We start from the raw sequence: 20,374 nt of genomic DNA on the forward strand, positions 1-20,374 counted from the left end.
CATGAACACGTCAGGAAACGCAAGGGGCGCGCTCTACATGGTCATCGCCATGGCGGCCTTCACCTGCAACGACGCCCTCGTCAAATCCGTCACCCATGACATGAATACCGGCCAGATCCTCTTCGTGCGCGGGCTGATGACGAGCGCGCTGGTCCTTCTCATCGCGCGCAGCATGGGGGCTCTCGGCTCCTGGCGGGTCGCGCTGCAGCCGGCCGTGGCGCTACGCCTTGCGGCGGAGATATTCGCCTCGCTCACCTATATCTCGGCCCTCGGCGCCATGCCGCTCGCCAATACGTCGGCGATCCTCCAGTCCCTACCGCTCGCCGTCACGCTGGGCGCGGCGCTGTTCCTCGGCGAGAAGGTCGGCTGGCGGCGCTGGCTCGCCATCGCCGCGGGCTTTGCCGGCGTGCTCATCGTCATCCGGCCGGGCCCGGAGGGCTTTTCCATGGCCGCCGTCTATGTCGTCGGCTCGGTGATCGGCGCCGCGGCGCGCGACCTCTCCACCCGCAAGATCCGCAGCGACGTGCCCTCCATCTTCATCAGCGCCGTGACGGCCGTCGCCATAACGTTGTTTGGCGGGGCGCTCATCGTGCCGATGGGCGGCTGGCAGCCGATGCCGCCCGATATCCTCGCGCGGCTGGGGGCGGCGAGCGTGCTGCTTCTCGTCGGCTACCAGACGATCGTCAGCGCCATGCGCGTCGGCGAGATCTCCTTCATCGCGCCCTTCCGCTATACGAGCCTCGTCTGGGCCATCGCCATCGGCTTCCTGTTCTTCGCCGAATTGCCCGACGCCTGGATGACGATCGGCATCGCGATCATCGTCGCCTCCGGCCTCTACACCTTCTACCGCGAGAACCGGCGGCGGGCCGAGGCGGCCGAAACGCAAATCCCCGTGGCATCGTAGGCACTTGCGGGAGAAGGTTACAGCGCCTAGATCGGATGGAGGAAAGGCGGGAAGGAAATGGCACTGACCGAGGCGATACCGGGCGTGATCCTGGCCGGCGGCCTGTCGTCCCGCATGGGGCAGGACAAGGCGCGCATCCGGCTCGGCGGCCTCTCGCTGATCGACCGCGCCGCCCGGCGGCTGCGCCCGCAGGTCTCCGCCCTCGCCGTCAATGCCAACGGTCCCGTGCTTTTCGAGGAGGGCGAGGAGCTGCCGGTCTTCGCCGATCTCGATGCCTCCCGCTCCGGCCCGCTCGGCGGCGTGCTCGCCGCCCTCGACCATGCAAGGCGCTTCCACCCCGAAGCGAGCCACGTCGCGACCGTGCCGACGGACAGCCCCTTCTTCCCCGCCGATCTCGTCGCGCGCCTCACTGAAGCCGTCGACAGGCCGGAGCGCATCGCCGCCGCCCGCTCGGTGAGCGGCCCCCATCCGGTCTTCGCCCTCTGGCCCGTCGCGCTCATGGACGACCTTGCCGCCTGGCTGGCCGGCGGGGGCGCGCTCAGGGTGCGCAGCTACCTGGAGCGCCACCAGGCGCGGGAGGTCGCCTTCCCCGCGGTCGAGACCCCGCGCGGCGCCTTCGACCCCTTCTTCAACATCAACACGCCGGACGATCTCGACGCGGCGGAAAACTGGCTCTGGATACTGGAACGATGACGCGACCGAAGATCTTCGGCATTGCCGGCTGGAAGAATTCCGGCAAGACCGGCCTTGCCGTCCGCCTCGTGAGCGAACTCGTCGCCCGCGGCTACCGCGTCTCGACCGTCAAGCATGCTCACCACGACTTCGACATCGACAAGGTCGGCGCCGACAGCTACCGCCACCGGCAGGCCGGTGCCCATGAGGTCACTATCGTCTCCGGCACGCGCTATGCCATCATGCACGAGCTGCGCGGCGCACCGGAACCCTCCTTCGAGGAGATCCTCGCCCGCCTCGCCCCCTGCGACCTCGTGCTGATCGAGGGCTACAAGCGCGAGCCGATCCCGAAAATCGAGGCGCGCCGGCTGGACGCGGCCAACCGCACGCCGCTCGCCCCGGAAGATCCCCATATCGCCGCCATCGCCGCCGACCATCCGGTCACGGACACGGCGCTGCCCGTCTTCGACCTCGACGACACGAAGGCCATCGCCGATTTCGTCGTCCGCCTGACCGGCCTTGCCTGACCGCCGGACATGAAAAAGGCCGCGGGATTTCTCCCGCGGCCTTTCCTGTTCATGCCTGCGATCAGTTCTGTGCGACCGGGCGGACCAGCGTGGTGACGCGGCGGATGGTGACGCGGCGGTTCTGCTGCTCGGCGGACTGGGTGCGAACCTTCAGGAAGCGCTCGCCATAGCCCTGCGTCTGCAGGTTTTCCGGCGGGATGCCGTAGACGTCGGTGAGCAGGCTCGCGACGGATTCGGCGCGTTCGTCGGAGAGGATGAGGTTCGACTTGTCCGACCCCACCGCATCCGTATGGCCTTCGATGAGGAAGGTCTCGCCCGGATCCTTGTCCAGCACCTTCTGCATGGCGTCGGCGACCTTGCGCAGGGTGCGGGCCTGCGACATCGGCACTTCGGCGCTGCCGGTGGCGAAGGTGATCGTATCGAGGTCGATACGGCGCACCTTGTCGCGCAGGCGAGCCGAATTCTTCACCTCGTCGATCGTGTAGACGCGCTCGACGCGCTCGACCGGCGGCTCGGCGAGGAAGTCGTAATAGTCGCGGTCCGGATTGCTCGACGTGTCGATGATGTAGTCGCGTACCGGAATGCGCAGGCGCATCGGCGGCAGCTCGTAGCCGACATCGACGAAATCGGGCCGCGGCGCGTCATCGCCGAGGTCGGGCGCATAGACGAGGATGTGTTCGTCACCGTCGCGGCCGATGCGCGAACGCTGGATGATGTCGCCGTAACGGTTGTAGATCGTCACCAGCCGCACACCGCCCGGACGCACGATGGTTTCACGGACGCGGCCGCGGGCGAGGTTGTCGTAATAGACCTCTTCCGAATCGTGCCGCAGGCGCTCCCGGTCGTCGCCACGCACGACGAGCTGGTTGCCGATCGACAGGACCATGCGGTTGTCGACCTTCTCGACCACGTTCACATGCGTGACATTGTTGTTCACCGTGTTGTTGTTCACGACAGTGTTGTTGATCACGGTGTTGTTGATGACATTGGTCGTCTGCGGGACTTCGAAGACCGGCGCGGCATCGAGCCGCTCGCCCTTCTCCTTGATCGCGGCATCGATCCGCTGCGGCAGGGCCTCGCGAACCTCGTCCGAGATGGGAGCCTGGGCCGACATGTCGGATTCCGGCATGGGAGCGGCCTCCTCCTCGGCGCGCAGTTCCTCGCGCTTCTTGCGGCGCTGGTCGCGGCTCTTCTGGCCGCCGGCATTGTCGGCGTCCTTGTCGCTGTCGAGCACGGCGGCACCGTTTTCCACCGGCAGGACGACGGTTTCGTCGGTCTTGCTCGGGTCAGCGGCGATTTCCTGCTTCTGCTCTTCGGAAAGGGTCTCGACGACGGCCGGGGCCTTCTTCCTGCCGGTCGCCTCGCCATCCTCGGCGGTGGCCGGCTGCTGTTCGGCATCCGCCGGCTGTTCGGCGGTCGAAGGCTGCCCTTCCGTTTCGGCGGGCGTGCCTTCGCCGGTCATCGCCGGCTGTTCCTCGGTCGGCTGCTGCCCTTCGGTCTGCTGCTGCTCCTGCTGCTGCCGCTTCTTGCCCTTGCGCTCCTTCTGCGAGCGCTGCTCTCCCTCGGCAGGCTGGACACTTTCTTCGCCGGCCTTCTGCTCCTCGGCCTGGCGCTGGGTGTCGGCATTCTGTTCCTCGGCGGGCTGCTGCTCTTCCGTCTGCTGCGGCTCCTGCTGCTGGCGCTTCTTGCCCTTGCGCTCCGTCTTCGGGCGCTGCTGCTCCTCTTCGGCAGGCTGGGCGCTTTCCTCGGCCTGCCGCTGGGTGTCGTCACCGACAGCGTTCTGCTCTTCGGAAGGCTGCTGCTCTTCGCTCTGCTGTTCCTGCTGGTGCTGCTTCTTGCCCTTGCGCTCGGCGCGCGGCTGCTCCTCTTCGGCGGCCGGCTGGGCGCTTTCCTCGGCGGCCTTCTGCTCCTCGGCCTGGCGCTGGGCCTCCTGTTCGGCCGCGCGCTGCTGATCCTCGGCAGCCTTCTGCTGCTCTTCGGCCTGGCGCTGTTCCTCCTGCTGCTTCTTCAGCAGGAGCAGTTCTTCCTCGCTCGGCTGGCCTTCATCGGAGCTTTCCTGGGCGACCTCGAAGGGCTTCGACAGGGCATCGGCCAGCGAGGGCGTGGCGATCAGCGATGCCGAAAGCAGCGGAAGCGCCACGGTTGCAAAAAGTCTTGAGCGAAAAGTCATCGTTCTGTCCTCACGGTGTCCCGTCTGTTGTTTCGAGAGCTGCCGGCCGGCTTCTGCGGCCGGTCGGCAAATCGCCGTTTTCCCCGGAAGGCGTAGCCACAGGCGCCTGAACGCCCGCTGAACAACCTTCTGTTGACCGGCGAGATAGGTCGCGCCTCCCGCCGAACCAGAGGCGGGCGCAGAAATTGTCGGGGAAACGGGGCGGAATGACGGCGGAAAACCAGTTGATTTTTTGGCGAAAACGGGTCGATTATCCGGCCCAAGCGGGCAGCCCTGCCCGCTGGACTTAAAGGCCCGGACAAAAAGAAGAAGCCGAGCGCCTTCAACTGAGAGGACTAAAATGCGTATTTCCAAACGTTTCACGCTGGCGGCTTCGGCTGCGGTCATCGCGCTGTTCGCCTCGTCCGCCGCGATGGCGGACGGCGAGAAGATCACGATCGCCACGGAAGGCGCCTACCCGCCCTTCAACAATCTCGAATCCGACGGCACGCTGACCGGCTTCGACGTCGACATCGCCAAGGCACTCTGCGAAGAGATGAAGGCCGACTGCACCTTCGTCGCGCAGGACTGGGACGGCATCATTCCCGGCCTGATCGCCAAGAAGTTCGACGCCATCGTCGCCTCCATGTCGATCACCGAGGAGCGCAAGAAGCAGGTCGACTTCTCCAAGAAGTACTACAACACGCCGCCGGCCATCATCGTGCCGAAGGATTCCGAGATCAAGGAAGCGACCGCCGAGGGGCTGGCCGGCAAGACGCTCGGCGCGCAGGGCTCCACGACCCACGCCAACTATGCCGAAGCGCATATGAAGGATGCCGAGGTCAAGCTCTACCCGACCGCCGACGAATACAAGCTTGACATCGCCAACGGCCGCATCGATGCCGCCATCGACGACGTGGTGGTGCTCTCCGAATGGCTGAAGACGGATGACGGCGCCTGCTGCAAGCTGCTCGGCACCCTGCCGATCGACCCGGTCATCAACGGCGAAGGCGCAGGCATCGCGGTGCGCAAGGGCGACCCGCTCGCCGACAAGTTCACCGCGGCGATCGCCGCAATCCGCGAGAGCGGCAAGTACCAGGAAATCAACGCCAAGTACTTCCCGTTCGACGTCTACGGCGACTGATAGGCAACATCTTTTTCTTCATGCGGGTTTTTTCTGACCCCATCACCAGAATGCAGTGGCGGGAGGGCTTGCTCTCCCGCCTCATTTGTTTGAGAAGTCGAACATAGACGCGGTTTCGCTGGCGGAACGGCGTCGATACAACAAAAGAAGGGCGCGCAAAGCGCCTTAACAACAAGCGCAAAGCGCATCGGGGGTTCTGGCATGAGCGGGTTCTTCACCGCCATTGTCGAGGCGGTATACGCGTTTTTCGGGATCATCGATCCCTTCTGCGGACCGGTCGGCATCTTCAAACTGTTTGCGGGCAATACGCTTCTGGCATGCGGCGACGCCGGATGGGGCGACGAGGTCGCCTTCGGTTTCGTCGTCACCGGCACGCTCGCCGTCGCCACGCTGCCCGTCGGCCTCGTCATGGGCTTCTTCATCGCGCTCGCCAAGCAGTCGGAAGAAAAGTCGCTGCGGCTGGCGGCGAACATCTACACCACGCTCTTCCGCGGCCTGCCGGAACTGCTGACGCTGTTCATCGTCTATTACGGCCTGCAGATCCTCGTGCAGAACTTCATGACCGCCGTCGGCTACGGGGGCACGGTCGAGATCAACGCCTTCGTCGCCGGCATGGTGGCGCTCGGCGTCGTCTTCTCCGCCTATTGCTCGGAAGTGCTGCTGTCGGCCTTCAAGGCCATCCCCCGCGGCCAGTACGAGGCGGGCTACGCGCTCGGCCTGCACCATGGCCGCACCATGCAGCTCATCGTCCTGCCGCAGCTCATCCGCGTCGCCCTGCCCGGCCTCGGCAATCTCTGGATGGCGCTGCTCAAGGACACCGCCCTCGTCTCGGTCATCGGCCTTCCCGATATCCTGCGCCAGACGGGCGTTGCGGCGCGCGTGACCAAGCAGGCCTTCGAATTCTACGCCATCGCCTGCCTGCTCTTCCTCATCCTCGCCTTCCTCTCCTCGCTGGTCTTCTCCTCGATCGAGAGCTGGGCCAAGCGTTCGGAGGCCGCGCGATGAGCCACATCACCACGCTCCTGCCGCCGCAGGCCCCGCCCCCGGCGCCCGCCAGGCCCTTCACCGCCGGCCGCTTCTTCGGCAACATCTTCCTCGGCGTCTGGCTGGCGCTCACCATCGGCGTCTTCCTGATGATGGTCGAGGGCTGGGATCCGGAGAAATTCACCAAATACGGACCGAACTACCTTTCCGGCCTCGGCGTCACGCTGCTGCTGGTCGGCTTTTCCATCGTGCTCGGGGGCCTCCTCTCGCTGCCCATCGCCTTCGCGCGCATGTCGAAGAACAAGGTCCTGTCCTGGCTTGCCTATGGCTATGTCTACTTCTTCCGCGGCACGCCGCTGCTGACGCAGCTCTTCCTCGTCTATTATGGCCTCGGCAGCTTCTCGGCCGAGCTGAAGGCCTGGGGGCTCTGGTGGTTCTTCCGCGACGCGTGGAACTGCGCGCTGCTGACCTTCACCCTCAACACCGCCGCCTACCAGGCCGAGATCCTGCGCGGGGCGATCGAGAGCGTGGCGCGCGGCCAGCACGAGGGCGCCGCCGCCCTCGGCCTGCCCAAGAGGATCGCCTTCTTCAAGGTCATCCTGCCGCAGGCGCTCATCGTGGCGCTGCGCCCCTACGGCAATGAGATCATCCTGATGATCAAGGGCTCGGCCATCGTCGCCATCGTCACGGTCTTCGACCTGATGGGCGAGACCCGCCGCGCCTTCTCGCGCACCTTCGACTACCAGGCCTATCTCTGGGCGGCGGTGCTCTACCTCATCATCGTGGAGCTGCTGCGCAATATCTGGGCCTGGCTGGAAGCCCGCCTGACGCGCCACCTCAAGCGCTGAAGCCTTTGGCAGCACTTGGCGACGAGTGCTGCCAACATCCTGTTTTCACGGAAATATTTCCCGATACGAGGCAGATTTTAAGCTCCGGTTAATCATGCCGGCGCATACTCACAAGGACCATCATTCGCAAGCAATGAGGTCCGTTATGACCGACGACATGGCACTGCAGCTCAGGGGCTACGGCATGACCACGGCCCAGATCCTCTACCGCATGCCGGACCACCGGCAGTTCCTGCAAACCTACATCTGGCAGCACTACGATCTCGCCCCGGATTTCCCGGAGATGAAGAGCTTCCTGAAATTCTGGCAGGAGAAGCTGGACGGTCCCATCCACTCCGTCCGCTACGTCCACCGCCGCCTGATATCGGCGACGGAATGGCGCGCGCTGAAGGGGGAATTCGTCATCAACTGAGACGGTCTCCGCTCACACATGCACGGAGCCGTGCGCCAGCTCCGTGTCGGACATGTCCACCTTGAGCGAGAAATAGGCGATGGCGACGTAGAAGATCAGCACCAGCGCGATCACCACGCCGCCGGGCACCGGCCCGAGCGCCGCGTTGCCCACCACATGCTCCACCGCGAGCGACATGTCCCGGCCCGCCGTCGCCGGCCGCTGCAGGGCCGAGGACGAGATCTTCAGCGCCCAGGCGAGCAGCAGGATGAGATACATCCAGCAATAGTTGCGCCGCAGCCGGCGGCAGGCGGCATCCCGGTAGCTGATCAGGAATTCCGGCTTGCGCAGGCTCTTTGCGATGGGCGCCGCCCAGTCGAGGGCAAGCTGGTCGCGCGGATTGAGGATTTCGGCGAAATAGAACCGCTCGAGCTGGCGCACCCGCGCCCGGTAGACGTCGAAGAACCGGTAGCGCCGCGCCTCGATCAGGAGCAGCAGCGTCACCAGCAGCATGGCGAAGAGCAGCACGCCGTGATGCGCGTTGGGCGTCGACAGCGACACCGAAAGCAGCGCGGCGACCACCGTGATCGCCCAGTTCGAGGTGCGGTCGATGCGGTCGCGCCAGCCGGCCATGCGGCCGAGCTCGCCACGGTAGTAGTGCACCATGGTGTTGATCGTCTCCATCGGCGTCGACGGCAGGCCCGGACTGGCGGAACGCTTGGCATCGGTGGAGAGCGACGTGAGGGGCATATCGGCGGGCATGTCATTCCTCCCAATGGTCTTTTTGGTCTTGGGAGCGATCATGCGCCTCTTTCCGTGATTGATAAATGCCTATTTGCACGTGCATCCTTCATTGCCAAAGCCCGCACCGGACCGTAAGAGACGCCGCATGAAGAAGATCGACGAAGACGCGCTCGCGGAAGCCTATAACCGCGCCCTTTCGCTGGAGAAGTCCGGCGATTTCGACGCCGCCGCGAAGGCCTATGCCGAGGTGCTGGCGCTCGACCCGGAAGACCATGGCGGAGCGGCCGTGCGCCTTGCCTCGATGGGCCGCGGCGACACGCCCGAAAAGGCGCCCGACGCCTATGTCACCACGCTCTTCGACCAGCATGCCGAGGTCTTCGACAACGTGCTCGTCGACCAGCTCGGCTATTGCGTGCCGCTCCTCGTGCGCCAGCGCTTCCAGGCGCTCGGCCTGGGGCCGTTCAAGCGCGTGCTGGACCTCGGCTGCGGCACGGGCCTCACCGGCGGGGCACTGCGCGACATGGCCGAGGACATCACCGGCGTCGACCTCTCGGAGAACATGGTCGAGGTCGCCCACGACAAGGACCTCTACGAGACGCTCTACGTCGCCGAGGCCGTTGACTTCCTCGACGACAACGAGGACGAGCCCTTCGACCTCATCACCGCGACGGACGTGCTGCCCTATCTCGGCGCGCTCGAGCCGCTGTTCTTCGGCGCCGCCGACAATCTCGTGCCGGGCGGCCATTTCATCTTCTCCTCCGAGACACTGCCTGACGACACCTTCGCCGGTCGCCCCTTCATGGTCGGCCCGCACCAGCGCTTCGCCCATTCCGCCGGCTATGTCCGCCAGCGCCTCGACGAAACCGGCTTCGACCTCATCGAGATCACGGATATCACCGTGCGCCTGGAGGAAGGCGAGCCCATTGCCGGCCATCTGGTGCTGGCGAAACATCGCGGCTGACCGCGGGGTTTCGCGGATGGCGGATCCTCGGGTCGAGACCGCCACCATCACCTTTTGCGAGAAACACTTTCGCCGAAATCGATCATCCGCTACACCACCTGCCAGCAATTGCAGGAGGTTACGACATGGCAAAGGTTGCATTCATCGGTCTCGGCGTCATGGGCTATCCCATGGCAGGCCATCTGAAGGTCAAGGGAGGCCATGAGGTGGCGGTCTACAACCGCACCTTCGCCAAGGCGGAGAAATGGGCGGCCGAGTTCGGCGGCAAGGCGTTCCGCACGCCGGCGGAAGCGGCGAAGGACGCCGATTTCGTCTTCACCTGCGTCGGCAACGACGACGACCTGCGCTCGGTCACGATCGGCAAGGACGGCGTCCTCGAAGGCATGAAGCCGGGCGCGATCCTCATCGACAACACCACCGCCTCCGCCGAGGTCGCCCGCGAGCTCGACGCCGCCGCGAAGGAAAAGGGCTGCGGCTTCATCGACGCCCCTGTCTCCGGCGGCCAGGCCGGCGCGGAAAACGGCGTCCTCACCGTTATGTGCGGCGGCGACGAGGCGACCTTCGAGAAGGCCAGGCCCGTCATCGACGCCTATGCCCGCATGGTTGGCCTGATGGGCCCGGCCGGCGCCGGCCAGCTCACCAAGATGGTCAACCAGATCTGCATCGCCGGCCTCGTGCAGGGCCTCGCCGAGGGCATCCATTTCGGCAAGAAGGCCGGCCTCGACATCGAGAAGGTCGTGGAGGTGATCTCCAAGGGCGCCGCCGGCTCCTGGCAGATGGAGAACCGCCACAAGACGATGAATGCCGGCAAATACGACTTCGGCTTCGCCATCGACTGGATGCGCAAGGACCTCGACATCGTATTGTCCGAAGCCCGCCGCAACGGCGCCAAGCTGCCCGTCACCGCCCTCGTCGACCAGTTCTACGGCGACGTGCAGGACATGGGCGGCAACCGCTGGGACACGTCCTCCCTGCTGGCGCGGCTCGAAAGGAAATAGGATGTCGCGGCGCGCGATCCTCCTCACGCTGGCCACCTTCGCCCTCGCCGCACCGGCGAGGGCCGAGGACGCCACGCTGGCGCTCGCCACGACGCTGCACCAGCAGATCGCCCGGTGCTGGGCGGTCCCGACAGATACGCCCGCCAATATCGAGATGGTGCGCGTGAAGGTCTCGCTGACCGAATCCGGAGAACTCGACGGATCTCCGACAATCGACGGCCCCGTCGCCGGCGATCCGGCGACGAAGGCTTTTGCCGCAAGCGCGGTGCGCGCCGTCGTCCGCTGCGCGCCTTTCAGGGGATTGGCCGAGCTTGCGCCCTATGCGACGTGGAAGACGCTTCTCATCACGTTCAGGCGACCGGATATGTGAGCGGCGTCTATTCCTCGCCGCTCTTCTGGTTGTCCACGACCATGTAGTCGAGCGGAAGCTCGGTCGTGTACTTGATCTGCTCCATGGCGAAGGCGGAGGAGACGTCGCGAATCTCGATGCGGGCGATCATGCGCTTGTAGAAGGCGTCATAGGCCGCGATATCGGGCACGACGACGCGCAGCAGGTAATCTACCTCGCCGCTCATGCGATAGAACTCGACGACTTCCGGGAACTCGACGATCACCTCGGAGAAGCGCTTCAGCCATTCCGTCGAATGCGAATTGGTGCGGATCGAGACGAAGACGGTGACCTTGGTGTTGATCTTGACGGGATCGAGCAGCGCGACGCGCTTGCGGATCACGCCGTCCTCTTCCATCTTCTGGATGCGCCGCCAGCAGGGCGTGGTGGAAAGGCCCACCTTCTTGGCGAGGTCCGCCACTGCGAGCGTGGAATCTTCCTGTAGCAGACGCAGGATCTTGCGGTCCAGACGGTCCATTGTGTCCCCCTTATGAAAATTAATTCCCTCATACACCCAAATCAGGCCGGATGGGAAGAATTACATTTCACCCTGCCAGCGTTTTCACACGCTTTCGCAGCTCGGGCAGCACCTCTTCCTCGAACCAGGGATTGCGCTTGAGCCAGGCCGTGTTGCGCCAGCTCGGATGCGGCAGCGGCAGCACGGCCGGCCCCGTGTTGCGGTGGAGATGCCGGCGCCAGTCGCGCACCGTCTCCGTCATGCTGGCGGCCTTCGCCGCGCCGAGATGCCAGGACTGCGCATATTGGCCGATCGCCAGCACCAGCTCGACCTGCGGCATGGCCGCCATCGCGCGCGAGCGCCACAGCGGCGCGCATTCCCGCCGCGGCGGCAGGTCGCTGCCATGGGCGTCGTAGCCGGGAAAGCAGAAGCCCATCGGCACGATGGCGAATTTACGCGGATCGTAGAAGTCCTCGCGGGTGACGTCCATCCAGGCACGCAGCCGGTCGCCGGATGCGTCGTTGAACGGCAGGCCGCTTTCGTGCACCCGCAGCCCCGGCGCCTGCCCGGCGATCAGGATGCGGGCGCTTTCGGAAAGCACCGCGACCGGCCGCGGCTCGTGCGGCAGCGGATTGTCGGCCTTCGCGGGCGCGTCGCGACAGAGCCGACAGGCCGCAATGGCGGCGGCAAGCGCCGCCAGATCGCGTTCCCGTCCGTCTGCGTCCATCAGTTCAGTCCCAATGCTTCCAGAATATCGCCGAACAGGCCGGGTTCGGCCATATGCCGTCCCTCCTGCGGCCGGCCGTTCATCCGCCGCCACTCCTGCGGAATATCGAACTGCGAGCCCCAGAGCCCCTTGCGCTCGGCCTTGGCGAGCCGCTCCTCGCCCTCGTAATCGCCATAGGCGACGGCAAGCCCCTCCCGCACCATGCGCTCGCCGAGATCGGCGCCATCGGCGCCGGTGCAACGCGCCAGCCATCGCTCGTACTTGTCCGTGGCCTGCGTGCGGCAGGTGATCGGCCCGGCGCGCAGCATCTCCGCCATGCGCGAGCGCGCGGCGACGCCGCAGCGCCATTCCGCGCCGTCCCTCCGGCACATCTGCATGAGCTCCGGCGCATCGAAGCCGAGGAGGCGGATGCGGTGGCCCTCCAGCGTCAGCGTGTCGCCGTCCGCCGCCCGCGCCGTGCCGGTGATAGTGCCGCCGCTCTCGCCGCCGACCCGCAAGACGATCAGCGCCGTCAGCGCCAGAAACGCAACCGCCACGCCGACATCGCGTCCCCGCCTGGAAAGTCCCATGGACCGTATTCCTATCCTGATTCCCGACATCGGTCCTATGCCGGAACATGGCCGAACGCATGTCACGGAAAATGCCGGAATGGTTCGCAAATGGTTTATGCGCGGCAGCATCTTCTTAAGGATTCCACCCTAGAATTCAATGCTGTCCGCAACAGTTGCAACCGTGATGAGTACCGGCGTCAGTACCTCGACCGACAAGATCATCGTCGACAAGTCGCGCAGCCATCGTAACAAGGCTGTCTCGCGGGCTGTCCGCGCGACTCGCGAGCGGTTGCAGACGGCAACGGGCAATTCGCCGGGCTTCGACCGCGAGATGATGCAGCTCCACATCAGCGCGACCGTGCAGGGCGCGCTCGCCATCCCGGTCGTCGTGGTGCTGATCGCGGCCGGCGGCATCTACCTCACGCAGGAGATCGGCCTTCTCGCCTGGGCCGTCCTGGCGCTCAGCGTCCACGCCATCGGCATGCTCGTCGCGCGCCGCGCGCGCAGGCACGACATCACCGGCGAGAACGTGCGCCGCTGGCAGCGCCGCTTCCTTCTCGCGCAGGTCCTCATGGGCCTTGCCTGGGCGACCTTCGCGCTGCAGACCTGCGGACGCTGCTCCGGCGTCGCCTTCGATTTCTACAAGGGCTCCTCGCTGCTGGTGGCGCTCGCGGTCACGGCCATGAGCACGCTCATGCTGCGCCATGCGATCCTGTGCGCCTTCATGCCCACGGTCATCGCGCTGTCGGCCTCCTCGCTGCTGCGCCCCGATCCCTCGACCGTTGGCATGACGGCCATCGTCGCCGCCGCCCTCGCCTTCCTCGTCTTCATGACGCACCGCCTGCGCCACACCAGCGCGCAGCTCCTCTCCTCGCAATCGGAGAAGGACGACCTCATCGCCGAGCTGGAGGTCGCCAAGTCCATGTCCGACGAGGCGCGCCGCCGCGCCGAGGAGGCGAACCTTGCGAAATCCCGCTTCCTCGCCTCCATGTCGCACGAGCTGCGCACCCCGCTCAACGCCATCCTCGGCTTCTCCGAGGTCATGTCGACGGAAGTGCTCGGGCCGCTCAACAACCCGGTCTACAAGGAATACACGTCCGACATCCACCGCTCCGGCCAGCACCTGCTCAACCTCATCAACGAGATCCTCGACCTCTCGCGCATCGAGGCAGGCAAGTACGACCTCGCTGAGGATTCGGTGGCACTCGTCGATATCGCCGAGGACTGCATCGGCATGGTGCAGCTGCGCGCCCGCGCCAAGAACATCACCATCACCGAGCAGGTCGAGAGCGGCATGCCGGCGGTCTGGGCAGACGAGAAGGCGCTGCGCCAGGTCATCCTGAACCTCCTGTCGAATGCCGTGAAGTTCACGCCGCAGGGCGGCGAAGTCGTCGTCAAGGCCGGCTGGACGGCCGGCGGCGGCCAGTATGTCTCCATCAGGGACAACGGCCCCGGCATCCCGGAAGACGAGATCCCCGTGGTCCTCTCCGCCTTCGGCCAGGGCTCCATCGCCATCAAGAGCGCCGAACAGGGCACCGGCCTCGGCCTGCCCATCGTCCAGGCGATCCTCGCCAAGCACAATGGCGAATTCATCCTGAAATCCAAACTGCGCGAGGGAACGGAGGCCATCGCCATCCTGCCCGCCAAGCGCGTCCTCCAGAGCCTGCCCGCCGTCAGCGAGACCCAGCCCGTTACCCCGCGCAGGAAGAGCTTCGCCTGAGGCGTCCGCCGCGTTCAGATAAACCTGGAAACCACCACATATCCGGCATAGCCGGCATTGGCGACGATCAGGCAGAAGACGGCGAAGGAGCCGAGATCCTTCGAATGCTTGCCCATCTCGGAAATCTCCGGCGACACCCGGTCGACGATCTCCTCGATGGCGGTGTTGAGCGCCTCGAAGGCGACCATCAGCAGGAAGAGGATCGCCATCGCCACATACTGGAAGAACGACGCGCCGACGAAGGCGAAGATTGCCATGGCGACGACGAAGGCGATCAGCTCGTGCCGGAAGGCCGATTCGCCGAGCAGGCGGCGCGCGCCGGCCGCCGAATAGCTCGCCGCCGCGAACAGGTGGCTGATGCCCGTCTTCTTCTCGATTGGTGCCTGACCCATTTCGATATCCCGCTCTCACCGTGCCTGCAGCATGCCCTTGGGACGGGCATGCAGGGCTCTCAATTCACGCCATTGGGGCTTTTTGCCGGCGATGCGCTACGAACGGTTGCTGACGCCCGCCTGAACGAAGGTCGCCATGCCGGAATGGCAGGCGGCGGCCGCCTTGACGATGCCGGCGGCGAGCGCCGCGCCGGTGCCCTCGCCGAGCCGCATGCCGAGCGCCAGCAGCGGCGTCTTGCCGAGCTTCTCGATGGCCTTCATGTGCCCCGGCTCGCCCGAGACGTGGCCGATCAGGCAATGGTCGAGCGCCGAGGGGTTGGCGGCGCGCAGGATCGCGCCCGCCGCCGTCGCGACATAGCCGTCGATGATGACGGGGATCTTCTGCATGCGCGCGGCGAGGATGGCGCCGGCCATCGCCGCGATCTCGCGGCCGCCGAGGCGGCGCAGCACTTCGAGCGGATCGGAAAGATGCGCGCGGTGAAGCTCCACCGCCCTCTTCACCGCCATGATCTTGCGCTGGAGCAGCTCGCCCTCCGAACCCGTGCCGGGGCCGACCCATTCCTCCGCCGTGCCGCCGTAGAGCGCGAGGTTGATGGCCGCCGCGATCGTCGTGTTGCCGATGCCCATCTCGCCGATGCACAGGAGGTCCGTGCCGCCGGCAACGGCCTCCATGCCGAAGGCCATGGTGGCGGCGCAGTCGCGCTCGGAAAGCGCGGCTTCCTCGGTGATGTCGGCGGTCGGATAATCGAGCGCGAGGTCGAAGACCTTCAGGCCGAGATCGTGCGTCACGCAGATCTGGTTGATCGCCGCGCCGCCGGCCGCGAAGTTCTCCACCATCTGCGCCGTGACGGTGGACGGATAGGGCGTGATGCCCTGTTTGGTGACGCCGTGGTTACCGGCGAAGATGGCGACGAGCGGACGCGTGACGGCCGGCGGACGGCCGGTCCAGGCGGCGAGCCAGAAGGCGATCTCCTCAAGCCGGCCGAGCGCGCCCGGCGGTTTCGTGAGCTGCGAATCGCGTTCGCGCGCGGCGACCAGCGCCGCCGAATCCGGGCCGGGCAGGTTACGCAGCAATTCACGAAAATCATCGAACGGCAGGCCGCTGGCACTCATCTTGGGGAATTCCTCGCTTCAGGCTTTCAAAGGCGGGTGTTTGGTGTCTCCTAATAGAGCGAGGGCGCGAATCCGACAACCGCAATTGCGGCGGTCTGCGCCGCCCTTTCGTCACAGGGCAACCGGATGCGAAGATGCAGCCGCGCGAAAGGCCCCTCACCTGCCTGCCGGCATCCTCTCCCCGCAAACGGGGTGAGGAACGATGGGCGCGCCGTTCTGCCCCCTTTTCCCCGCCTGCGGGGAGAAGGTCCCGGCAGGGGGATGAGGGGCAATCGCCGGCTTCGCCGTCGCTCCCAGGAAGGAGCACTCGCCTTGGCCATCCGCGACTTCATCGACGACACGGCACGCTCGGTCGCCTTCCTCTCGCGCGTGCCGGTACCGCAGCGCCATTTCACAGGCCATGACGGTCGCCTGTCGCGGGCCGTGCGCGCCTTCCCGCTGGCCGGCGTGCTGATCGCCCTGCCGGCGGCGGCGCTCGCCGCCGTGCTCTCGGCCATCCATGCCCCGCCCGCGCTGCTGGCCTTCGCCGCCCTCGCATTGCAGGTGCTCGTCACCGGCGCGCTGCATGAGGACGGGCTCTCCGACAGCGCCGACGGCATCGGCGGCGGGCGGGACCGCGACAGCGCGCTGGCGATCATGAAGGACAGCCGCGTGGGCTCCTACGGCGCCGTGGCGCTGATCCTCTCCTTCGGCCTGCGCGCCGCCGCCATCGCCGCGCTTGCGACGGTGCTCACGCCCTCCGGCCTCGGCATGGCGCTGCTTGCGGTCGCCGCCGCCAGCCGCACCGCGATGGTCTGGCACTGGTCGCTGCTGCCACCCGCCCGCCGCGACGGCGTCGCCGCCTCCGTCGGCGAGCCGAACGGCAGCGCCACCACCTTCGCGCTGGCAAGCGGCATCGCGATCGCCGCGCTCCTCCTCCTGCCGCACGGCACGGTCCTCGCGCTGCTCCTCGCGCTCGCCGCCGCCGTCGCCGCCGTGCTGGTCTTCAACCGTATCGCCGGCCGCAAGATCGGCGGACACACCGGCGACACGATCGGCGCGACCCAGCAGCTCGCGGAAATGTCAGTGCTCTTCGCCCTTGCCTTGGCGCTCTGAGCCGCCGATATAGAACCGGACCCGAAACGCAACGAAGCCCGGAGCCGCGATGGAATCGCCCTGCATCCTCGTCTGTTCGATCGATACGGTGACCGGCTATTGCCTCGGCTGCGGGCGCACGCGCGACGAGATCGGCGCCTGGACGCGCTACACCTCCGACGAGCGCAGCATGCTGATGGCGACGCTGCCGGCCCGGCTCGCCGCGATGCCCCGGCAGGCCCCGATGGCGGCGGAGCGCACCGCATGAGGCTCTATATCCTTCTCGCCATCCTCGCCGGCGGCCTTGCGCTTCTCATCCTCAACCATGACGGCGGGCGCACGCTCGGCCTTGCCAACGACGATTTCGGCCGGCTCGTCTCGCTCTCCGCCATCGGCACCATGCTCGCCGCCGGCATTCTGGCCGGCCGCCGGCAATGGGGCGAAAGCCTGCGGCAGGCGGCGATCTGGCTGGTGATCATCATGGCGCTGGCGACGGGCTATCTCTACCGCTTCGACCTGCAGGAGGTCGGCAACCGGCTGACCGCCGGCCTCATCCCCGGCCGCGCCGTGGTGACGACGAATGCCGAGGGCGAGCAGATCCTCGTCATCCACAAGGGCGTCTCCGGCCATTTCGAGGCGGATGTGAGCATCGACGGCATCCCCATGCGCATGCTGGTCGACACCGGCGCAAGCTCGGTGGTGCTCTCCTACGAGGACGCCATGCGCCTCGGCATCAACCCGGACAACCTCGTCTTCTCCATCGACGTCTCCACCGCCAACGGCCGGGCGCTCGCCGCGCCCGTGACGCTGCGCCAGATCGCCATCGGCCCCATCCTGCGCGGCACGATCCGCGGCATGGTCACCGAACAGGGCCGGCTCGACCAGAGCCTTCTCGGCATGAGCTTCCTGGAAACCCTCGGCTCCATCGAGATCACCCGCGACGAGCTGCGGCTGAAGGACTGACGTTTCGCGACAGGCGAAAACGGGGCGGACCATGCCACCCCGTTCATTCGCCTCGGATCGGCTGCCCCACATCGATGCGGTTGCCGTCCGGGTCCTCGAACACGAAAGCCCTGAGGCCGTAGTCCTTGTCCTGGAGGCGCTTGATGATCCTCAGGCCATGGCGCTGGCACAGGGCATGCAGCGCGTCGGCATCGTCCACCATCAGATGGACGACGTTGAAATTCGCCGCCTCGTGCGAGGGCTGCAGGGTGAGGTGCAACTCCCCCGCATCGCGCTTCAGGATCATGAAGCCGACGGGATTTCCGTTCTCGAAGACTTTCGTGAAACCGAGAACGCGCGTGTAGAAGTCATGAGCCTTGCCCATGTCCCTGACCGGCAGCATGGCCGCAATCCGTCCGAACCGGACACCGTGATCGGCGATGTCGTTCATCGCAGAACCTCCGTTTGCAACGGCGCGACACCGTGCCGGACGGTGCCGGCGGAAGGTGCGCGCGTTGATGTTTGGGTCAGCAGGACGGTGCCCACGATGTCGAGACTAGCGCGGCCGGGACCGCAAGGAAATGGGGCAGCCTCAGTTCTTCAGCTTGTATCCGGTCTTGAAGATCCAGGCCGTGATCGACAGGCACGCGACGAGGAAGCCGAGCACGATCACGAGGCTGACGACAGGATTGACGTCGGCGATCTCGTAGAAGCTCCAGCGGAAGCCCGAGACGAGATAGAGCACCGGATTGAAGTGGCTGACGGTCTGCCAGAAGGGCGGCAGCATCTCGATGGAGTAGAAGCTTCCGCCGAGGAAGACGAGCGGCGGGACGATCAGCATCGGGAAGAGGTTGAGCTGCTCGAAGTCCTTCGCCCATATGCCGATCATGAAGCCGAACAGCGAGAAGCTCACCGCCGTCAGCACGAAGAACAGCACCATCATGAAGGGATGCTTGATCGATATGTCGACGAAGAGCGAGGCTGTTATGAGGATGATCGTGCCGACGATCAGCCCCTTGGTCGCCGCCGCCCCGACATAGCCGATGACGATCTCGATCATCGAGATCGGCGAAGACAGGATCTCGTAGATCGTGCCGGTGAATTTCGGGAAGTAGATGCCGAAGGAGCCGTTGCCGATACACTGGTTGAGCAGCGTCAGCATGATGAGGCCGGGCGCGATGAAGGCGCCGTAGGAGACGCCCCCCACCTCCTGCATGCGCGAGCCGATGGCCGCGCCGAAGACGATGAAATAGAGCGAGGTGGTGATGACCGGCGACACGACGCTCTGTAGCAGCGTGCGGCGCGTGCGCGCCATCTCGAATGCGTAGATGGACCTGATGGCTTCGAAGTTCATGCGCCGGCTCCCACCAGTTCCACGAAAATGTCCTCCAGCGAGCTCTGCTCGGTGGAAATGTCCTTCACCCGCAGGCCGCATTGCGAGAGGGCGGTGATCAGCGAGGAGATGCCGGTGCGCTCGCCGGTGGAATCGAATTCGTAGACGAGGCGCGCGCCCTCGCCCGCGAGCGTCAGCCCGTAGGCCGACAGCGCGTCGGGGATTGCGGGGATCGGCTCGGCAAGCTCGACGGTCATCTGCTTGCGCCCGAGCTTGGCCATCAGCGCCTTCTTGTCCTCCACCAGCAGGATCCGTCCGTGGTTGATGACGCCGATGCGGTCGGCGATCTCCTCCGCCTCCTCGATATAGTGCGTCGTCAGGATGATCGTGACGCCGGCGGCGCGCAGGCGCTCGACGAGCTGCCACATGTCCTTGCGCAGCGACACGTCCACGCCCGCCGTCGGCTCGTCGAGGAACAGCACCTTCGGCTCGTAGGAGAGCGCCTTGGCGATCAGCACGCGCCGCCGCATGCCGCCTGAAAGGTGGCGCAGCATCGTGTCCTTCTTGTCGAAGAGCGAAAGGTCCTTCAGGATGCGCTCGATCAGCGCCGGATCCGGCTTGCGGCCATGCAGGCCGCGCGAGAAGGCCACCGTGTTCCACACCGTCTCGAAGGCGTCGAGCGTCAGCTCCTGCGGCACGAGGCCGATGATCGAGCGTGTCTCGCGATAGTCGCGCAGGATGTCGTGGCCCGCGACGGTCACGCTGCCGCCGCTCGGCGTGACGATGCCGCAGATGATCGAGATCATCGTCGTCTTGCCGGCGCCGTTCGGCCCGAGCAGCGCGAGGATCTCGCCCTCCTCGATGTCGAGATCGACGCCCTTCAGCGCCTGGAACCCAGAGGCATAGCTCTTGGTGAGGTTGCGAATGGAAACGATGGGCGCCATGGGAGGGTCCGGAAAGAGGAAAATCATGCGGAAGGACACCCTATATGGCGTGTCCTTCGTCAATTTTCACCCGTGCCGCGGAAAAAATTCGCCCGGCCCGGCCTTCGCAAAATCTTCATGCGACGAGGCCGCGCCTGTCATCAAACCGTGACCGATTTCGGGGAAGGTCGCGTCGAGGCCGAAGGGAACGGTTTGCACCCCCGCTCACCCCATCGCTCCCCTGCTTGCGCAGTGGCCTTGCTCCCATACCCTGCGGGAGCTTCCGGCGGCCCCATCCGCCCGCTTCCTTGCGGAAGCCCGCATGCATCCTCGCCGGACGCCCCCGGCGCGGATGGTGGAATGTGACAGTTCCAGGCAGCCGCCCTCCGCGCCTGCCAACCCCTTTCGACCGGCGCCCCGCCGGTCTTTTTT

Annotated in this window: 24 protein-coding genes; 14 read left to right on the forward strand and 10 right to left on the reverse strand. The window is 66.0% G+C overall.

The window, feature by feature from the left end:
- The first annotated feature begins 1 nt into the window (after position 1).
- From ACZ1A1_RS07170 to mobB, 3 genes are read left to right on the forward strand one after another with little or no spacing between them, the layout of a single operon-like run.
- Positions 2 to 904, forward strand: coding sequence for a DMT family transporter (locus ACZ1A1_RS07170; protein ID WP_463619336.1), 903 nt, complete (start codon positions 2 to 4; stop codon positions 902 to 904).
- A gap of 57 nt (positions 905 to 961) precedes the next feature.
- The gene (mobA, locus tag ACZ1A1_RS07175) at positions 962 to 1,597 is read left to right on the forward strand and encodes a molybdenum cofactor guanylyltransferase MobA (protein WP_463619337.1); all 636 of its coding nucleotides are present in this window, start codon (positions 962 to 964) and stop codon (positions 1,595 to 1,597) included.
- Entirely contained in the window at positions 1,594 to 2,103 is a 510-nt protein-coding gene (mobB, locus tag ACZ1A1_RS07180; RefSeq protein ID WP_463619338.1) for a molybdopterin-guanine dinucleotide biosynthesis protein B, read from the forward strand. Before mobA ends, mobB begins: the two co-directional genes overlap by 4 nt.
- A gap of 61 nt (positions 2,104 to 2,164) precedes the next feature.
- Here mobB and ACZ1A1_RS07185 read toward each other — a convergent pair whose 3' ends face one another.
- On the reverse strand, positions 2,165 to 4,273 hold the full coding sequence (locus ACZ1A1_RS07185; RefSeq protein ID WP_463619339.1) for an OmpA family protein: 2,109 nt from the start codon (positions 4,271 to 4,273) through the stop codon (positions 2,165 to 2,167).
- 340 nt (positions 4,274 to 4,613) lie between these two features.
- On the opposite strand from ACZ1A1_RS07185, the gene ACZ1A1_RS07190 reads away from it, so the two are divergent.
- From ACZ1A1_RS07190 to ACZ1A1_RS07205, 4 genes are all read left to right on the forward strand, one after another.
- Positions 4,614 to 5,396 carry an ABC transporter substrate-binding protein gene (locus ACZ1A1_RS07190; protein WP_313192947.1) on the forward strand — a complete coding sequence of 261 codons (783 nt, stop codon included), beginning with the start codon at positions 4,614 to 4,616 and terminating at the stop codon, positions 5,394 to 5,396.
- Positions 5,397 to 5,597: 201 nt separating this feature from the next.
- Complete coding sequence (locus ACZ1A1_RS07195) at positions 5,598 to 6,401, forward strand: ABC transporter permease (protein WP_313192946.1); 804 nt, start codon at positions 5,598 to 5,600, stop codon at positions 6,399 to 6,401.
- Positions 6,398 to 7,228, forward strand: a complete 831-nt coding sequence (locus tag ACZ1A1_RS07200; RefSeq protein WP_313192945.1) for an ABC transporter permease — start codon at positions 6,398 to 6,400, stop codon at positions 7,226 to 7,228. The genes ACZ1A1_RS07195 and ACZ1A1_RS07200 overlap by 4 nt, the downstream gene beginning before the upstream one ends.
- Before the next feature lie 145 nt (positions 7,229 to 7,373).
- Entirely contained in the window at positions 7,374 to 7,640 is a 267-nt protein-coding gene (locus ACZ1A1_RS07205) for an usg protein (RefSeq protein ID WP_463619340.1), read from the forward strand.
- Between the two features lie 12 nt (positions 7,641 to 7,652).
- Here the strand turns inward: ACZ1A1_RS07205 and ACZ1A1_RS07210 are convergent, their stop codons facing one another.
- Positions 7,653 to 8,381, reverse strand: a complete 729-nt coding sequence (locus tag ACZ1A1_RS07210; protein ID WP_313192943.1) for a DUF2270 domain-containing protein — start codon at positions 8,379 to 8,381, stop codon at positions 7,653 to 7,655.
- 127 nt (positions 8,382 to 8,508) lie between these two features.
- On the opposite strand from ACZ1A1_RS07210, the gene ACZ1A1_RS07215 reads away from it, so the two are divergent.
- The 3 genes from ACZ1A1_RS07215 (at position 8,509) to ACZ1A1_RS07225 (ending at position 10,692) form a co-directional block, all read left to right on the forward strand.
- The gene (locus tag ACZ1A1_RS07215; protein ID WP_463619341.1) at positions 8,509 to 9,324 is read left to right on the forward strand and encodes a methyltransferase; all 816 of its coding nucleotides are present in this window, start codon (positions 8,509 to 8,511) and stop codon (positions 9,322 to 9,324) included.
- Between the two features lie 125 nt (positions 9,325 to 9,449).
- Positions 9,450 to 10,322 (forward strand): NAD(P)-dependent oxidoreductase, encoded by an 873-nt coding sequence (locus ACZ1A1_RS07220; protein ID WP_415213982.1) that lies wholly within the window; start codon positions 9,450 to 9,452, stop codon positions 10,320 to 10,322.
- Between the two features lies 1 nt (position 10,323).
- Positions 10,324 to 10,692: a hypothetical protein gene (locus ACZ1A1_RS07225; RefSeq protein WP_463619342.1), complete on the forward strand. Its 369-nt coding sequence runs from the start codon at positions 10,324 to 10,326 to the stop codon at positions 10,690 to 10,692.
- A 7-nt stretch (positions 10,693 to 10,699) separates the two neighbouring features.
- Here ACZ1A1_RS07225 and ACZ1A1_RS07230 read toward each other — a convergent pair whose 3' ends face one another.
- From ACZ1A1_RS07230 to ACZ1A1_RS07240, 3 genes are all read right to left on the reverse strand, one after another.
- Positions 10,700 to 11,188, reverse strand: coding sequence for an Lrp/AsnC family transcriptional regulator (locus ACZ1A1_RS07230; protein WP_160784461.1), 489 nt, complete (start codon positions 11,186 to 11,188; stop codon positions 10,700 to 10,702).
- Positions 11,189 to 11,255: 67 nt separating this feature from the next.
- Positions 11,256 to 11,894 (reverse strand): uracil-DNA glycosylase family protein, encoded by a 639-nt coding sequence (locus ACZ1A1_RS07235; protein WP_463619343.1) that lies wholly within the window; start codon positions 11,892 to 11,894, stop codon positions 11,256 to 11,258.
- On the reverse strand, positions 11,894 to 12,463 hold the full coding sequence (locus tag ACZ1A1_RS07240) for a thermonuclease family protein (RefSeq protein ID WP_463619344.1): 570 nt from the start codon (positions 12,461 to 12,463) through the stop codon (positions 11,894 to 11,896). Before ACZ1A1_RS07240 ends, ACZ1A1_RS07235 begins: the two co-directional genes overlap by 1 nt.
- 166 nt (positions 12,464 to 12,629) lie before the next feature.
- On the opposite strand from ACZ1A1_RS07240, the gene ACZ1A1_RS07245 reads away from it, so the two are divergent.
- Positions 12,630 to 14,165: a sensor histidine kinase gene (locus tag ACZ1A1_RS07245; protein WP_313192937.1), complete on the forward strand. Its 1,536-nt coding sequence runs from the start codon at positions 12,630 to 12,632 to the stop codon at positions 14,163 to 14,165.
- Between the two features lie 14 nt (positions 14,166 to 14,179).
- Here the strand turns inward: ACZ1A1_RS07245 and ACZ1A1_RS07250 are convergent, their stop codons facing one another.
- Both ACZ1A1_RS07250 and cobT read right to left on the reverse strand, forming a co-directional pair.
- Complete coding sequence (locus ACZ1A1_RS07250; protein WP_463619345.1) at positions 14,180 to 14,557, reverse strand: diacylglycerol kinase; 378 nt, start codon at positions 14,555 to 14,557, stop codon at positions 14,180 to 14,182.
- A 96-nt stretch (positions 14,558 to 14,653) separates the two neighbouring features.
- The gene (gene cobT / locus ACZ1A1_RS07255; protein ID WP_463619346.1) at positions 14,654 to 15,670 is read right to left on the reverse strand and encodes a nicotinate-nucleotide--dimethylbenzimidazole phosphoribosyltransferase; all 1,017 of its coding nucleotides are present in this window, start codon (positions 15,668 to 15,670) and stop codon (positions 14,654 to 14,656) included.
- Between the two features lie 261 nt (positions 15,671 to 15,931).
- Here cobT and ACZ1A1_RS07260 point away from each other — a divergent pair, with 261 nt between their 5' ends.
- The 3 genes from ACZ1A1_RS07260 to ACZ1A1_RS07270 are packed head-to-tail and all read left to right on the forward strand — an operon-like array spanning position 15,932 to position 17,707.
- On the forward strand, positions 15,932 to 16,765 hold the full coding sequence (locus tag ACZ1A1_RS07260; protein WP_463619347.1) for an adenosylcobinamide-GDP ribazoletransferase: 834 nt from the start codon (positions 15,932 to 15,934) through the stop codon (positions 16,763 to 16,765).
- A gap of 49 nt (positions 16,766 to 16,814) precedes the next feature.
- Entirely contained in the window at positions 16,815 to 17,012 is a 198-nt protein-coding gene (locus ACZ1A1_RS07265) for a DUF1289 domain-containing protein (protein WP_463619348.1), read from the forward strand.
- On the forward strand, positions 17,009 to 17,707 hold the full coding sequence (locus ACZ1A1_RS07270) for a retropepsin-like aspartic protease family protein (RefSeq protein WP_463619349.1): 699 nt from the start codon (positions 17,009 to 17,011) through the stop codon (positions 17,705 to 17,707). The genes ACZ1A1_RS07265 and ACZ1A1_RS07270 overlap by 4 nt, the downstream gene beginning before the upstream one ends.
- A gap of 43 nt (positions 17,708 to 17,750) precedes the next feature.
- Here ACZ1A1_RS07270 and ACZ1A1_RS07275 read toward each other — a convergent pair whose 3' ends face one another.
- The 3 genes from ACZ1A1_RS07275 to ACZ1A1_RS07285 form a co-directional block, all read right to left on the reverse strand.
- Positions 17,751 to 18,137: a VOC family protein gene (locus ACZ1A1_RS07275; protein ID WP_463619350.1), complete on the reverse strand. Its 387-nt coding sequence runs from the start codon at positions 18,135 to 18,137 to the stop codon at positions 17,751 to 17,753.
- Between the two features lie 141 nt (positions 18,138 to 18,278).
- A complete protein-coding gene (locus ACZ1A1_RS07280; RefSeq protein WP_313192930.1) occupies positions 18,279 to 19,040 on the reverse strand; it encodes an ABC transporter permease in 762 nt (253 codons plus the stop codon).
- Positions 19,037 to 19,963 (reverse strand): ABC transporter ATP-binding protein, encoded by a 927-nt coding sequence (locus ACZ1A1_RS07285; RefSeq protein ID WP_454633432.1) that lies wholly within the window; start codon positions 19,961 to 19,963, stop codon positions 19,037 to 19,039. The genes ACZ1A1_RS07280 and ACZ1A1_RS07285 overlap by 4 nt, the downstream gene beginning before the upstream one ends.
- Between the last annotated feature and the right edge of the window lie 411 nt (positions 19,964 to 20,374).

The organism is Shinella sp. R2-11 (genome assembly GCF_055330205.1).